Annotated in this window: 13 protein-coding genes, 1 tRNA gene and 1 pseudogene; 9 read left to right on the top strand and 6 right to left on the bottom strand. The window is 72.5% G+C overall.

Annotation, left to right across the window (positions count from 1 at the left end; all coding sequences use genetic code 11):
* Window positions 1–223 precede the first annotated feature (223 nt).
* The 3 genes from manD to ACWCWD_RS23490 all read right to left on the bottom strand — a co-directional run bounded on the left by manD (window position 224) and on the right by ACWCWD_RS23490 (window position 4,296).
* The gene (gene manD / locus ACWCWD_RS23500) at window positions 224–1,438 is read right to left on the bottom strand and encodes a D-mannonate dehydratase ManD (RefSeq protein ID WP_450775242.1); all 1,215 of its coding nucleotides are present in this window, start codon (window positions 1,436–1,438) and stop codon (window positions 224–226) included.
* 174 nt (window positions 1,439–1,612) lie between these two features.
* Complete coding sequence (locus tag ACWCWD_RS23495) at window positions 1,613–2,968, bottom strand: ricin-type beta-trefoil lectin domain protein (protein ID WP_450775496.1); 1,356 nt, start codon at window positions 2,966–2,968, stop codon at window positions 1,613–1,615.
* A gap of 38 nt (window positions 2,969–3,006) precedes the next feature.
* A complete protein-coding gene (locus ACWCWD_RS23490; RefSeq protein WP_450775240.1) occupies window positions 3,007–4,296 on the bottom strand; it encodes a family 16 glycosylhydrolase in 1,290 nt (429 codons plus the stop codon).
* A gap of 755 nt (window positions 4,297–5,051) precedes the next feature.
* Between ACWCWD_RS23490 and ACWCWD_RS23485 the strand changes: the two genes are divergently transcribed.
* From ACWCWD_RS23485 to ACWCWD_RS23465, 5 genes are read left to right on the top strand one after another with little or no spacing between them, the layout of a single operon-like run.
* Window positions 5,052–7,208, top strand: coding sequence for an ATP-binding protein (locus ACWCWD_RS23485; protein WP_450775238.1), 2,157 nt, complete (start codon window positions 5,052–5,054; stop codon window positions 7,206–7,208).
* 7 nt (window positions 7,209–7,215) lie between these two features.
* Entirely contained in the window at window positions 7,216–7,650 is a 435-nt protein-coding gene (locus tag ACWCWD_RS23480) for a roadblock/LC7 domain-containing protein (RefSeq protein ID WP_266712128.1), read from the top strand.
* A gap of 2 nt (window positions 7,651–7,652) precedes the next feature.
* Window positions 7,653–8,021: a DUF742 domain-containing protein gene (locus tag ACWCWD_RS23475; protein WP_450775236.1), complete on the top strand. Its 369-nt coding sequence runs from the start codon at window positions 7,653–7,655 to the stop codon at window positions 8,019–8,021.
* The gene (locus ACWCWD_RS23470) at window positions 7,999–8,622 is read left to right on the top strand and encodes a GTP-binding protein (RefSeq protein WP_450775234.1); all 624 of its coding nucleotides are present in this window, start codon (window positions 7,999–8,001) and stop codon (window positions 8,620–8,622) included. Before ACWCWD_RS23475 ends, ACWCWD_RS23470 begins: the two co-directional genes overlap by 23 nt.
* The gene (locus ACWCWD_RS23465) at window positions 8,619–9,188 is read left to right on the top strand and encodes a GAF domain-containing protein (RefSeq protein ID WP_450775232.1); all 570 of its coding nucleotides are present in this window, start codon (window positions 8,619–8,621) and stop codon (window positions 9,186–9,188) included. Before ACWCWD_RS23470 ends, ACWCWD_RS23465 begins: the two co-directional genes overlap by 4 nt.
* Window positions 9,189–9,224: 36 nt before the next feature.
* Here ACWCWD_RS23465 and ACWCWD_RS23460 read toward each other — a convergent pair whose 3' ends face one another.
* A complete protein-coding gene (locus ACWCWD_RS23460; protein WP_450775230.1) occupies window positions 9,225–10,121 on the bottom strand; it encodes a transketolase family protein in 897 nt (298 codons plus the stop codon).
* A 70-nt stretch (window positions 10,122–10,191) separates the two neighbouring features.
* Window positions 10,192–10,899 carry a transketolase gene (locus ACWCWD_RS23455; protein WP_450775228.1) on the bottom strand — a complete coding sequence of 236 codons (708 nt, stop codon included), beginning with the start codon at window positions 10,897–10,899 and terminating at the stop codon, window positions 10,192–10,194.
* Window positions 10,900–11,023: 124 nt separating this feature from the next.
* On the opposite strand from ACWCWD_RS23455, the gene ACWCWD_RS23450 reads away from it, so the two are divergent.
* Window positions 11,024–11,097, top strand: a tRNA-Pro gene (locus tag ACWCWD_RS23450).
* 85 nt (window positions 11,098–11,182) lie between these two features.
* Window positions 11,183–11,311 (top strand): annotated as a pseudogene (locus ACWCWD_RS23445) (EstA family serine hydrolase); the annotation flags it as partial.
* 45 nt (window positions 11,312–11,356) lie between these two features.
* Here ACWCWD_RS23445 and ACWCWD_RS23440 read toward each other — a convergent pair.
* On the bottom strand, window positions 11,357–12,331 hold the full coding sequence (locus ACWCWD_RS23440) for a hypothetical protein (RefSeq protein ID WP_450775226.1): 975 nt from the start codon (window positions 12,329–12,331) through the stop codon (window positions 11,357–11,359).
* A 264-nt stretch (window positions 12,332–12,595) separates the two neighbouring features.
* Here ACWCWD_RS23440 and ACWCWD_RS23435 point away from each other — a divergent pair, with 264 nt between their 5' ends.
* Window positions 12,596–13,126: a sigma-70 family RNA polymerase sigma factor gene (locus ACWCWD_RS23435; RefSeq protein ID WP_450775494.1), complete on the top strand. Its 531-nt coding sequence runs from the start codon at window positions 12,596–12,598 to the stop codon at window positions 13,124–13,126.
* Window positions 13,123–14,679, top strand: coding sequence for a hypothetical protein (locus ACWCWD_RS23430; RefSeq protein ID WP_450775224.1), 1,557 nt, complete (start codon window positions 13,123–13,125; stop codon window positions 14,677–14,679). The genes ACWCWD_RS23435 and ACWCWD_RS23430 overlap by 4 nt, the downstream gene beginning before the upstream one ends.
* Window positions 14,680–14,682 lie beyond the last annotated feature (3 nt).

Genomic DNA, 14,682 nt, shown 5'->3' with positions numbered 1-14,682 from the left:
TCCTCGTGGGATGGGTGGGTCAACACCCCGTTCCAGCAGGGGCTTTCGTGAGAGCTGTCGGGAAATGCAAGTTCGCCGCAAGGGATGGAAGCCGGTTGCGTTTTTGCGCAAGGCGGCGCGTGGTGGACACGCCGATGCCCCGGACCGTCGCGCGTGGGAACGCGGCGGTCCGGGGCATCGGGTGAATGCGGGATACGGCGGAGGGAGCATGCGCCCCCGGGCGTCACCAGTCGTGGACGGTGCCGTCCTGGAGGCGGTTGACCGGCAGATAGGCGGCCTCGTACGGGTGGGCGGCGGCCAGTTCCTCGTCGAGCTCCACACCGATGCCGGGGGCCTCGCCCGGGTGCAGGTGCCCGTCGGTGAACGTGTAGGCGTGCCGGAACACCTCTTCGGTGAGCGCGGAGTGCCCGGAGTACTCCTGGATGCCGAAGTTGTGTACGGCGAGGTCCAGGTGGACCGCCGCGGCCAGGCCCACCGGGGAGATGTCCTCGGGCCCGTGCGTCGCGGCCTTGACCTGGTACTGCGCGGCGAAGTCGAAGAGCTTGCGCAGCGGGGTGACCCCGCCGAAGTGGGTGACCGCCGACCGCGCGTAGTCGATCAGCCGCTCGGTGATCAGCGCCTGGTAGTCGTGGACGGTGTTGAAGACCTCGCCCACCGCGAGCGGCGTGGTGGTGTGGTGGCGGATCAGGCGGAACGCGTCCTGGTTCTCCGCGGGCGTGCAGTCCTCCAGCCAGAACGGACGGTACGGCTCCAGGTCCTTGCCGAGCCGCGCCGCCTGGATCGGGGTGAGGCGGTGATGGGCGTCGTGGAGCAGCGGCAGTTCGGCGCCGAACTCCGCCCGTACCGCCTCGAAGACCGCCGGGACGTGCCGCAGGTAGGCGTCGGTGTCCCAGTCCTCGACCAGCGGCCTGGCCTGCTGGTGGAGCACGGCGGCGCCGCTGTCGTCGGTGGTGTGCACCCCGTACACCGCCTTCAGCCCCGGCACGCCGGTCTGGATGCGGACCGCCTGGTACCCCTCGGCGAGGCGGGCCCGGACGGAGTCGAGCAGCTCGGGGATGCCGGCGCCGTTGGCGTGGCCGTAGGTGCGGACCCGGTCGCGGCTCGCGCCGCCGAGGAGCTGGTAGAGCGGGAGCCCGGCGGCCTTGGCCTTGATGTCCCAGAGCGCCACGTCCACGGCGGCTATCGCGGCCATGGTGACAGGGCCGCGCCGCCAGTAGGCGCCCCGGTACAGGTACTGCCAGGTGTCCTCGATCCGGTGCGGATCGAGCCCGACGAGCAGCGGCAGCACATGGTCCTGGAGGTAGCCGACGACGGCGAGCTCCCTGCCGTTGAGGGTGGCGTCGCCGAGCCCGGTGAGCCCTTCGTCGGTCGTCAGCTTCAGCGTGACGAAGTTGCGACCGGGGCTGGTGACGATCAACTTCGCGTCGACGATCTTCATGCGCGTGCTCTTTCCGGTACTGGGCAGGGTTGTGCGATACCGGGCGGGACCGTCGGTTACGGCCCGCCCTGCCCGGTATTCCATCAGCCCCGTCGCCGGCGCTCCGCCCGGGCCTCCCTCCCGCACGCGGGTGTGGTGGCCGGGACCGTAGAGGCCCGGCCACCACACCGTGGTTCACCCCGTGTACTGCGCGAACACCCGGGTGTAGTCCCACGCCTGCTGGCTGACGTCCGAGCAGGTGTCCGCGCCGCCCCCGGTGCACGGCCGGTCACGGTTGACCGACCAGAAGGTCAGCCGTGCCAGGTGGTGCTGCTGGGCGTACGCGAGGATGGTGCGGAAGTCGTCCACCGTCACCGTCTCGTTGTCGTCGGTGAGACCGTTCATGGACGAGATGCCGATCGACCGGTACGCCTGGTCGTCGGTGTACCCGTAGGCGCTCTTCACCGCGTTCTTCAGGCCCTCGGCGGCCTGCTTGGTGAGGTTGCCCATGTTCTGGCCGGCGCCGCCGAAGTCGAACGGCATGATCGTCCAGCTGTCGACGGTCAGCCCCGAGGCGGCGGCCCGGTTGATCAGCGAACTGTCGGGACCGCTCTGGCCGGTGCCGAAGGTGACGTACACCTTGATGCCCGGGTTGTTGGCCTTCACCGTCTTCAGCGCGTCCACCGTGCGCTGCTGCACGGTGGCGCTGCTGTAGGCGTCCGCCTCGATGTCGATGTCGATCGCCTTGAGGCCGTACGCGTTGATGACCTTCTGGTACGCGGCGGCCAGCTCACCGGCGCTGGAGCAGGAGCTCTCCAGCTTGTTGCCGCTCCAGCCGCCGAACGACGGGATGACGTCGCCGCCCGCCGCGCGCACGGTGTTGACGGTCTGCTGGTCGACCCCGCCGGTCAGAGCCCGCGAACCGTCCCACTGCGGGTTGCAGTAGCCGTTGCTCAGGACGAACGCCAGGGTGAACCACTTCACCCCGGTCGCGTTCATCACGGTCGTCGGACTCGGCGGGCTGCCCCACCCGTTGTAGAGGTACGGGGCCACGGCCATGGTCCCGGTGGGGGCGGGCGTACCGCCGCCCGAGGGGGCCGTCCACTTCTGGTTGGCCGTGCCGGAGCAGGTCCAGAGCTGGAGCCGGGTGCTGTTCGCCGAGGAGTTGCCGGTGGCGTCCACGCACTTGTCCGCCTGCGGGTTCACGATGTCGTGCGCCGCGGAGACGGACCACTTCTGGTTGGCGCTTCCGGCGCAGTCCCAGATCTGGAGCTGGGAACCGTCGGCGGTGCCGTTGTCCTTGACGTCGAGGCACTTGCCCAGCGCGCGGAGGGTGCCGTCGCTGTTGACGGACCACTGCTGGGCGGCGGAGCCGTTGCAGTCGTACAGCTGGACGGCGGTGCCGTTGGCCGTCGAGGCACCGGCGACGTCGACGCACTTGCCGCCGATGCCGGTGATCGCCCCGGTCGCGGTCACCGCCGCCTGCGCGGTGGCGGGCAGCGAGACGAGGGACGCCCCCGCCGCGAGGAGGAGCGCCGAGGGCAGCGCCAGGGACCGGCCCCAGCGGCGGCGGGCGCCCGCGCGCGGGCTCACGCGGCGTTCACCGTCCACTTCTGGTTGGCCGTGCCGGAGCAGGTCCAGAGCTGGAGCCGGGTGCCGTTCGCCGAGGAGTTGCCGGTCGCGTCCACGCACTTGTTCGCCTGGATGCCGACGATGTCCTTGGCTGCGGGGGTCGCCCATTTCTGCGCGGCCGTGCCGTTGCAGTCCCAGAGCTGGAGCAGGGTGCCGTCCGCGGTGCCGGCGTCCTTGGCGTCGAGGCACTTGCCGAGGGCGCGGATGGTGCCGTCGGAGTTGACGGTCCACTTCTGCGCGGCGGAACCGTTGCAGTCGTACAGCTGCACGGCGGTGCCGTTCGCGGTCGCGGCGCTCGCCACGTCGACGCACTTGCCGCCGATGCCCGTGATCGAGCCGCCGGTGGCCGGGGGAGGAGTCGTACCGCTGTCACTGGTGGTGACGTGCACGTAGTCGACGACGAGCTGGCCGGGGAAGGGCGTCGATCCGTCGGGGTCGCCGGGCCAGTAGCCGCCGACCGCGAGGTTCAGGATGATGAAGAAGGGCTTGTTGAACACCCAGCTGTTGCCGCCCACGTCGGCGGGGGTGCGCGTCTGGTAGACGTTCCCGTCGACCGACCAGGAGATGGAGTTGGGGGCCCAGTCGACCGCGAAGGTGTGGAACGCGTCGGCGAAGGCCTGGCCGTTCGGCAGGGTGTACCCCGCGCCGATGCCCGCGGAGCCGGAGTACCCGGGGCCGTGGATGGTGCCGTGCACCGCGCCCGGCTCGAAGCCGACGTTCTCCATGATGTCGATCTCACCGCTGTTGGGCCAGCCGACGCTGCCCAGGTCGGAGCCGAGCATCCAGAACGCCGGCCACATGCCCTGGCCGCGCGGGATCTTCATCCGGGTCTCGACGTGTCCGTACGTCGAGGAGAACTTGCCCGAGGTGTTCAGCCGGGCCGAGGTGTACTGGCACGTGCCGTACCAGCACTGGTAGTTGGCCGGGTTCTCCTTGCGGGCCGTGATGACCAGATTGCCCTGGCCGTCCAGCTGGGCGTTGTTCGCGCCCGACGTGTAGTACTGCCGCTCGTGGTTGTTGACGTTGTCGCCGGTCTCCGTCTGCCACTTGCTCGCGTCGGGCGCGGACCCGGCCGCGCCGTTGAAGTCGTCGGAGAAGGTCGTGGTCGCGGCCGCCGCGGTGGCGGCACTCTGGGCGGCCACGGGTGCCGCGCCCGCGGGAACGGCGGTGAGTGCGCCGGAAGCGCACAGGAGGGCCGCGACGCAGAGCGCCAGTCGGCGCCTTCTGGGGGTTCGCACCATCATCACTTCACTTCGTGTGGGGGTTGCCCTGCCGGGGGTCTCTCGGGCAGGGGGCTCTGGACATGTCCCATTAGTCATGGGCATGACAGATTGCAGCGCGAACCGGCATCCGAGGGGGCGATGCCGGTTGTTAATTCACTACTTGATTTAAGTGAGGGGGAGAGGGGGCGTCAAGGTGCAGGTACAGACCTTCTGTTGGCCCTGGGGGAGGGATGCGCGTGTGGCCCGTTCACGTCTCGAACGAATGGGGGCCTCGGGTGCCGGTCGTGCCGTCCTCGTACGGATCGTGCCGTCCCCGTACGGATCATGCCGGTCCCGTGCGGACGGGTGCGGTGGGGCGGGTGGGGTGCGGTGACCGTGCGTCGGTCCGCGGTGGCGAGAGGGTTCGAGCGGGGCGCTGGAATTCGGTCGTGAGTGCGGGCCGTCATACCAGAGCGGGACGGATGGCGGGCAAGTTCGACAACTGGCGCTCACGCCCGCCGCGTCGGCGACTACGGTGTGTGCTCAGTGATCAACGATGGGCTCATGTTCTTCGAGCTCACCCGGTTGATCCGGAGCCTGACCGACCCCCTTTGGTGCCACCGCATGAACGATTCCGGGTGCCCCACGTACCGAGGACGCTGATGTCTCAACTTCGCGCACCAGAAGCGCGACCGGATCGCCGGGAGAGCGGGCGGCACGGCCGCCCGGCGGGCCGTTCCCCGTCCGCCGCAAAGCCGCGTGCCGCACAGCCGACCCCCGAGGTGCGGATGCGCGGCCAGATGACGCGTGCGGCACTGCTGCCGACCGTGGCCGCCCTGCTGAGCGGTGCCGCCGCGGTCATCTTCACCGTGCGGGCTTCCGGGGTACGCCCCTCCGGCAGTCTGCTGGCCGCCCTCGGCGGCTCGGGCGCGCTCGCCGTGACGGCCGTCGCGGCGGCGTGCATCGGCGCCCACCGGGTCTCGGCCGCGCTGCTCGACCGGGCCCAGGCGCTCCGCCGGACCAACGCCCGCGGTCAGGCCGACCTCCAGCGGGCGCTGGAACAGCTCCGCGCCGGGGAGGTACTGCCCGCCCGCCGGCCCCCACAGCCCACCGCCCCCGGCGCGGACGCCTTCGACCTGCTCGGACAGGAGATCACGCGCTCCCAGGAGGCCGCCGTCGCCGCCGTGGCGCAGGCCTCCCAGCTCTTCAGCAACGCGGGCAACGAACAGAAGGTGGAGGTCTTCGTCAACCTCGCGCGCCGTCTGCAATCCCTGGTGCACCGCGAGATCCAGATTCTCGACGAACTCGAACACGAGGTGGAGGACCCCGACCTCCTCAAGGGCCTCTTCCACGTCGACCACCTGGCGACCCGCATTCGCCGCCACGCCGAGAACCTCGCCGTGCTCGGCGGGGCGGTCTCCCGTCGGCAGTGGTCGAACCCCGTGACCCTCACCGAGGTGCTGCGCTCCGCCATCGCGGAGGTGGAGCAGTACCCGCGGGTCAAGCTGGTCCCGCCGATCGAGGGCACCCTGCGCGGACACGCGGTCGCCGACGTGATCCACCTGGTGGCCGAACTCGTCGAGAACGCCACCGTGTTCTCCGCCCCGCACACCCAGGTCCTGCTGCGCGTCCAGCCCGTCACGGCGGGCTTCGCCCTGGAGGTGGAGGACCGGGGGCTCGGCATGCCGGGCCAGGAGCAGAGCCGGATGAACGCCCTGCTCGCCGACCCCGACCAGGTCAACGTCGCCCACCTGCTCCAGGACGGCCGCATCGGGCTGTTCGTCGTCTCCGCACTGGCCCGCCGGCACGGCATCGCGGTACGGCTGGAGAGCAACATCTACGGCGGTACGCAGGCGGTCCTGGTCCTTCCACAGGTCCTGCTCGGCACCGAGGGCGACACCACCACCCCGCCGGAAGGCGTCCCGGTGCCCCCGCCCGGCGCCGTGCACCGGCCCCCGGCCCAGGATTCCGCGCCCCAGGCCCACCCCGCACCGGGGCACACCGGGCCCCAACCCGCACCCGTCCTCCCCGGCGGCCCCGTCCTCCCCGGCGGCCCGGACCGCACCCGGCAGCCCGGCCAGGAGCAGCTGCCGCCCGCGCAGGACCGGCTCCGGTCCGTACCGGGACGGCCCGACCTCCTCGCCGCGGGACCCGGCGCACCCGGTTCGATGCCGGGCGTATCCGGCTCGATGCCGGGGGCAGCCGCTTCCGGTTCGGGGTCCGGCGTACCCGGTTCGGGGTCCGGCGTCCCGGGAACCCCGCAGCCCCCGCGCCAGATCCGCCGCGAGGCCCAGGGCCCGCCGCTGCCGCAGCGCACCTCGGAGCGGTCGGCGGCGACCGGCTCCCACCCCGCACCCTCGGGATACCCCGCGACCGGCTCCCACCCCGCACCCTCGGGATACCCCGCGCCCGCCGAACCGGAGTCCGCGGCCCCGGCACGCCCCGAACTGCCCCGGCGCACCAACCAGGAGAACCTGGTGCCGCAGCTCCGCCAGCCCCCGGCGCGGCGCGTCCCGGACGAGCACGCCGTGCACGACCCCGGCCTCGTCGCCGCGTTCCGGCGCGGCATCGATCTGGCGGAGGCCAGGTCGGCGCAGGACACGGAACCCCCGGCCCCGGGTGGCGACGGCCCGCCGCCCGCCACCGGTCCCGGTCCGTTCCCCCGAGGCCCGGGCCAGGGCCTCCCGCAGGGAACGGGGTCCGTCGCGTCCGGGTTCGCCCCGTACGGCCCTCCGGCCGCGCAGCCGGTCCGGCGGGTCACCCCGCTGCCCGTCCGCGCGCCGGCCGCACCGTCCGACAAGGGAATCGCGGGCCGGCCCGGCCTCCGTCACGAGGACCCCGGCCTCCGTCACGAGAGTCCCGGCCTCCGTCCTGAGAGCCCCGGCCTCCGTCCTGAGAACCCCGATCCCCGTCACGAGAACCCCGAACCCCGTCACGAGAACACGTACAAGGAGTAGATGCACCATGCCGAGCGAAATGACGTCCGGTCAGGTCGCCGACCTGGACTGGCTGCTGAGCGGACTCGTCCAGCGCGTTCCGTACACCCGCAGCGCCGTCCTGCTGTCCGCGGACGGACTGGTGAAGTCGGTCCACGGCATGGACTCCGACAGCGCGGACCACATGGCCGCGCTGGCGGCGGGGCTCTACTCCCTGGGCCGCAGCGCCGGGGCCAGGTTCGGGGACAACGGCGACGTGCGCCAGGTCGTGGTCGAACTCGACTCGACCCTGCTCTTCGTCTCCACCGCCGGTTCCGGCACCTGCCTCGCGGTCCTCGCGGGCCGCGAGGCCGACGCGGCGGTCCTCGGGTACGAGATGACCATGCTGGTCAAGAGCGTGCGACCGTATCTGGCCACCCCGGCGCGGCACATGGCGGGGACACCGTTCACCCCGGGGCTGTGAGGATGCGGGCTCAGGAAGGGCCGCTGCTCGACGCCGAGGCCGGCCGGCTCGTACGTCCGTACACCGTCAGCAGCGGCCGGACCCGGCCGACGACCGAGCTCGACCTGCTCTCGCTGATCATGGCGACCGGCAGGCAACCGCAGGCCCACCTGGGCCACGAACACACCGTGACGCTCGGGCTGTGCGAGGGCCCCACGTCCGTCGCCGAGGTGGCCGCGCATCTGCGGCTGCCCGCGACGGTCGCCAAGGTCCTCGTCTCCGACCTGGTCGACTGCGGGGCCGTCACCGCGCACGCCCCCGCCTTCCAGGACATGCCCACCGACCGAACCCTGCTGGAGGCAGTGCTCGATGGTCTACGACGACAACTCTGACAGCGCCGGTCGTCCCGCGCCCTTCCCCGTGGCCCTCAAGGTCCTGGTCGCGGGCGGGTTCGGGGTCGGCAAGACGACGTTCGTGGGCGCCGTCAGCGAGATCGCCCCACTGAGCACGGAGGAGCTGCTGACCCAGGTCGGCGTGGGTACGGACAACCTTGAGGGGATCGAGTCCAAACGCGCCACCACGGTGGCCATGGACTTCGGCCGCCTCACCCTCTCCGACGAACATGTCCTCTACCTCTTCGGCACCCCCGGCCAGGAACGTTTCTGGTTCATGTGGGACGAGCTGTCGCAGGGCGCCCTCGGCGCGGTGGTGCTGGCCGACACCCGGCGCCTCGAAGAGTGCTTCGCCGCCGTCGACTTCTTCGAACGGCGCGGCATCGGCTTCATCGTCGCGGTCAACGAGTTCGACGGCGCCTACCGGTACGCCCCCGACGAGGTGCGGGCCGCACTGGACCTCCCGCCGGGGGTTCCGGTCGTCCTGTGCGACGCGCGGATCGCGAGTTCCGGTACGGGTGCGCTGGTGACCCTCCTCCAGCACCTCATCAACGCCACTGCCGCCCCGGCCCCGCTCCAGACGTACGGAGCACACCCGTGACCGGCAGACCGCTGCTCACCCCGGCCGACCGCGACGGTTCCACCCGGGCCGCCCGGTTGCGCCGGCTCGGCCTGGGGGAGCGGCCGGACACGACGTTCGACAACTTCGACGCCTTCGCGGACCGGGTCGCCGCCGTGACCGCCGCCCCCTACTCCATGGTCAACTTCATCGACGAGAACCGTCAGTTCTTCGCCGGTCTGCACACCCCCGCGGGCACCCAGGGCGGCGGCGACCTCGGAGCCGCCGCCGCGCACAACAACCGGAGCGACCGCTACCTCGCCCGTGACCACGGCTACTGCCCGCACGTCCTGGTCCGCCGCAAGGCCCTGGTGCTGGACGACGTCTGCGACTACCCGCGCTTCGCCGGGAACCCGGTCGTGGACGGCATAGGGATTCGCTCCTACCTCGGAGCCCCGCTCATCGACGGTACGGGCGTCGCCCTCGGCACCGTCTGCGCCGTCGACACCGTCCCCCGGCCGTGGGGGCGCGCGGGGCTCGTCACCATCAAGGCGCTCGCCCAGGAGCTGATGGGCCACATCGACCGCCGGGAGCTGCCCCGCCGCTGAGACCGTTCCGCCGTGTGTTCCGTCGGCCGTGTTCCGTCAGCCGTGCAGGAAGTGGGTGATGCGGCGCCGGAGCCCCGCGGCGTCGAGCCCGTGGGCCGCGACGTGCTCGTCCAGCTGCCCGTAGCGGCGGAGATCGGCGCGGCCCACACCCAGGCCCAGCACCCGGTGCGGCAGATCGAGCAGGGCTTCGCCGGCCACCGCCGCGGAGGTACCGGCGAGGTACGGCTCCACGAGCACCACGTCGGCGCTGCTCGCGCCCGCCGCCCTGCGCAGCCCGGCGGAGTCGAAGGGCCGCACCGTGGTCGCGTACAGCACCGTCGTGTCCAGCCCCTCCGTAGCCGCCAGTACGTCGTCCAGCGTCGGCCCGACCGCGACGACGACGCCCCGGGAGCCCTCGCGCACGGTGCGGAAGGCGTCGCCCTCCACCGGCATCGCCCGGCGGTTCGACTGCAGCGACAACCGCAGGTAGACCCTGTCGTCCCCGGCGGCGGCCCGCCGCAGCAGGGCCTCCGCCTCGTCCGGGTGGCCCGGGACGTGCACGCTCCAGCCGTCGAGCGTGTCCATCAGCGCCACGTCACCGGGCGACATGTGGGTGAAGCCGGCGGCGGGGAAGTCGTAGGACGCCCCGGAGCTCACCAGCACCCCGGCCACGCCCTGGTGCCCGAAGTCGAGTTTCACCTGCTCGAAGGGGCGCTCGACCAGGAAGCTCGCGAAGGTGTGGACGATCGGCCGCATCCCGGTCAGGGCCATCCCGGCTCCGGCGCCGATCAGCAGCTGCTCGCGGATGCCGACGTTGACCACCCGGTCGGGATGGCTCCGCGAGGCCTTCTCGAAGCCGTCGCGGCTGATCTCCGCCAGTACGACGGCGAGACGCGGATCATGGTCCAGGAGTTCGGTGGTGGTGGCGATGAAGCGTTCGCGCATGGTGTCCACGGTGTCGGGTCCTTCCGTTGCTGCTGGGATTGCGGTTCGGCTGGAGAGGGCGGGTGGCATGGTGGGCCGGTCAGCGCTTCGGCGCCGTCCGGGCGACCACGGCGTGCGGCCGGCCGGGGTGCGGGGTGGTGAAGGCCGCGTACAGCGCCTCGTGGTCCCCGCCGTCCACGCTCGCCACCGACCATCCGGCGGTCTCGAAGCGCGCCGCGATCCCGCCGGGCCGGGCGTAGGTCGCCGAGGCGTTGTCGATCACCACGGTGTGCAGCTGCTCCAGCCCCGAGGGCCCGGCGAAGGCGAGCGCCTCGTGATTGCTGCCCTCGTCCAGTTCGGCGTCCCCCACGAGGACCCAGACCTTGGGGTCGGTGCGCCCCTGCGCCCGCAGCCCCAGGACGGTGCCCACCGCCAGGGGCAGGCCGTGCCCCAGCGAACCGCTGCCGATCTCGGCCCCCGGCACCAGCAGCCGGTCGGGGTGCTGGCCCAGCGGCGAGTCGAAGGTGCCGAAGCCGGTGAGCAGCTCCTCCGCGAAGAAGCCGTGGGCGGCGAGTACCGCGTAGTAGGCCATGGGCCCGTGGCCCTTGGAGAGCAGGAACCTGTCCCGGTCCGGATCGTCCATGGCTGCGGGGCCGACCCGCAGCACCCGGTCGTAGAGCACCCAGAGCACGTCCAGGGTGGAGGTGGCGGCCGGCCCGTGCTTCTCGTCGCCGGTCATGAGACCCATCAGGCGGTTCAGGTCCGCGTAGGCGTGGGTGCGGAGCTCGGCTCCGGTGGAGTTCGTCATGCTGATCATGGTGTGACCTCAACCAAGGTTGAGGTCAAGGGGAAGGTGTTCGTAACCACCGGCTCGGGTTTGGTATTGTTCTCTTGCAGGTTCGGCCAGAGCGAAAGCCCAGGTCAGAAGGTGCCGGGACGTGGCGCAGCTTGGTAGCGCACTTGACTGGGGGTCAAGGGGTCGCAGGTTCAAATCCTGTCGTCCCGACTCGAGAGAGTCGTAGATCGAGGGCCGGATTCGGAGTCATCCGAATCCGGCCCTCGATCGTTTTTGGGAACCAGTCGGGGATCAGTCGGGCTCGCAGGCGTTCGCCGACCCGGAGCTGGGCATCGCGTACGGGTACACCCGCCGCCGGTACGCCTGCCCCGGTGGCGAGGCGCCCGAGAACACGCGCCTGGTGGAGGCGGTGGTACGGGCGGCCCGGACACCACCTAGGGCCGCCGTGTTCGTACCGGCGGCCCCGCGCTCACACCGTGAAACGTACGGCTTCCAGCCAGGAGTCGTTGTTCAAGGTGCCGCCGAATATGTAGTTCCCGGAGGCCTGGCCGATCGGCTTGTCACAGGCGAGGTCGCCCCAGCCGGAGCGCACCCGGGCGCTCTGGCAGACCGCGCCGTCACCGACGTTGATGACGAAGCCGAGCATGTAGGGATAGTCCTTGGCCGTGCTGCCGATGTAGTTGTCGACCCCGTCGGCCACACCGTTCCAGGGGGTCTTCCACTCGTCATTGTGTACGAAAGCATTGCCGGCGGTGCCCTTCGTACCAGACACCGCGATGTTGAGGGCCTTGATCTTCCTGCCCGTGATGCCGGTCGTGCCGCCGTCGCACACCACGCTCTGCCAGCCTTTGCCCTCGACGTAGGCGCGGTAGCAGATGTGCCGCCCCGGCTGCCGGGCCGCGAGGCGCGACACGATCAGGGCCGCGGTCTCCGGGACGGGGGCGGCCTTGGGAGCGGCCGCCGACGGCTTCGGGGTGGCGGGCGCCGTCTTCTGCGGGGCGGGCGCGGCGGGGAGCGGGGGCTGGTAGGCCTGTGCGGGAGCGGCGGGCAGCGGCGCTGCCACCGGGGTGGGGGAGGCCTTCGGGGTGGGGGAGGCCTTCGGGGTGGGCGAAGCCGAGGCCGCCGGGGTGGGGGAGACGACGGCGGTCGGGGGCGGCGGGAGGACGCGGGCGGCCGCCGCTTCCTGGCTGTCACCGAAATCATCGGCGCCGTCGCCCGCCAGTGCGGCGGTGAGCACGAGGGGCGCGGCCACCGCCGCGGCCGTCCAGCCCAGCGTGGTCCAGACGCGGCGCCCTGGGGCCATTCCCCGGGGCCCGCGGACGCGGCGGCGGCGGAAGGCGTCGGCGAAGTCCGGCCCGGCCGGGGACGGTTGGTCCGGGGCCGTCGGGTCCGCGGACGACGGGGGTTCCAGGGGCTGCTTCGAGTGCTCGGACTGCGAGTTCATGGGGGTGCGTGGCTCCAGTCGACGGTCGCGGAGCGGGCAGGAGCGGATCGGGTCCCCCGCTGTCGGGATGTCCGCCGGCCGGGGGTCGGCCCGGGGCGCCACCCTAACGCGGGTTTGTCTCCGTGGGTTTCGAGATCTGCAATGTTCTGAGCTTTTACTGAGCATCAACAAGCTTCTGGGGATCTACGTTGACTGAACGTCACCGTGAACAGACAGAACATGAGAGGGCATTCCCCCGTGCCCTTGATTCTCCGCCCCCGGGCGATGTGGAGCGAAACAGTGATCGATGCTCACGGCACATCAGATTCGTCCTCTCGACCCGCCACGGCCGAGCGCCACCGGGCGTTGCTCATGAGGTTCGCGAACCGGCTCACCGGGGACCCGTACCGGGCAGAGGACATCGTCCAGGAGACCCTCCTGCGCGCCTGGAGGCGGCCGCCGGCCGCCGTGCCGGCCGACGACGACGAGCGGCTGCTCGCCTGGCTGTACACGGTCGCCCGTAACCTGGCCATCGACATGCACCGCCGCGACCGCGCGGTGCCCGTGGGCGCGTTGCCGCAGCAGCTGCTGAGCCGCGGCGGGGAGTGCGACCTGGCGGAGCAAGTGGTCGACCGGCACGTGGTGCGCAAGGCGCTGGCCCGGCTGTCGCAGGAGCACCGGGAGGTGGTCGTACGGGTCCACCTCTGCGACCGCCCGAGGGACGAGACCGCCCGGGAGATAGGGATATCCCCGGGAACGGTCAAGTCCCGTACGCACTACGCCCTGCGGGCCCTGCGCAGGGAGTTGGCCGCGTGAACGGCGTCGACCCGATCCGCTGGATCTCCGACCACCGGGACGGCATCATCCGGTGGACCCTCGTGGTGTGCGTGGCCTTCCTGCTCTTCCTGCTGGTCCGGCACTTCGCCATGAAGCTGGGCGGCTGGAAGGCGGCCGGTCGGCGCGCGGCGAGGGAGACCGCCCTCACCGGTGCGGCGTTCGCCTCCCCGGCGCGGGCCTGGCTGCGCTACCGCCGGGTGCTGCGGATCCTGGTGCGGCGGCTCCGCTCGCCCGAGAGCTGGCGCGACGCCGAACGGGCCTTGTCCGCGGTGCGGCTCGCGGCCGCGCCCGCCGTACCGTACGCGGTCCTCGTCGACGACCGGACGGTCACCGTCCTGCTGGCCGGGCGGCACGTCCCCCCGGCGCCCGAACCCTGGGTCGCGGAGGCCGAAGTCGACCAACCGCCGCGCTGGACGGTCCTGCGGTCGGAGCTTCCCGCCGTGGTGCCGGAGGCGGGGCTGAACCGGCCGGTCGTGGTCGCCATCGGCGCCGAGGACGCGCCCGTCGGCCGGTGCGCCTTCCTGGATCTGGCGACGGGGCCGCCGACCCTGGCACTGGACGGGGACGAGCGGGCCCGCGCGGCACTGCTGCCCACCCTCGCCGCGCAGTTGGGGCGGCGGCTGCCGCCCGGGCAGACGGTCGTGGCCGAGGGTGTGCTGCGCGGGTACCCGGGCGAGCCGGTGCGGGAGGCGTACCGCAGGGCCAGGGAGACTCCGGCCCGGCTGGGTACACCCCCGTTCCTGGCGGCGCGCGAGCTGCCGGACCCGCTCCCGCCCGAGATGGCGGGGCCCCCGGCGGCGGTGCCGGCGCTGCGGGTGCTGGTCCTCGGCTCCGGACGCGGATACGTACGGCGGCTGCACGCCGACCGGTACGGGCAGCTCGCGCTCCCCGGCACGCCGCTGCTGCTGTCGCACGCCCTGCCGCGCGCGGTGTCCCGCACCTTGAAGCGGATCCCGCCGGTGCATCCGCCCGCCCCCTCGGCGGACGGGATGCGGCCGCTCTTCGAGGAAGAGGACGAGGCCGTCCCCGCAGGGCTGGGCGAGGCCGACCCGGACGAGGGCGTGCCGACCGCGGCCCCCGCCGCCCGGGAGACGCGGCGCACGGCACCGAAGAGCAGCGAGGCGACGGCCGGGCCCACCCCCGTTCCGGCCGGCGTCTCGCTGCCCACCCCGCGGCCGAGGGTGCGGGCCGCTGCCGGCCCGGAGACACACCCGGCCCCCGGGATCCCGGCCGGCCAGGACCCGGAGCGCGCGCACCCTCCCGCGCCGGCGCCCGTACACGGCGGGCCGGGGCGCCCGCCGGAGCCCGGCACCGACGGCCCGGTACCACCCGTCATCTGGGCCGGCTCCGACCCTGACCCGGGAGCCTGGTCCGGGCTGGTCGGCGACCCCGGCGACCCCGGCGACCCCGGCGGACCGGACGGGCCCGACGGGCCGGGCGGTCCCGGACCCCACGGACCGGGCGGGGAGCAGGGCGAGGAGCCCGATCCGGATGCCGGGGTGCCCTCCGCCCCGTCCCCACGACACCGCTGAAAG

This window comes from Streptomyces sp. NPDC001493, from assembly GCF_053597235.1.
Note: the sequence above shows the minus strand (reverse complement) of the source record. Positions and strands in the feature narration are given on the sequence as shown.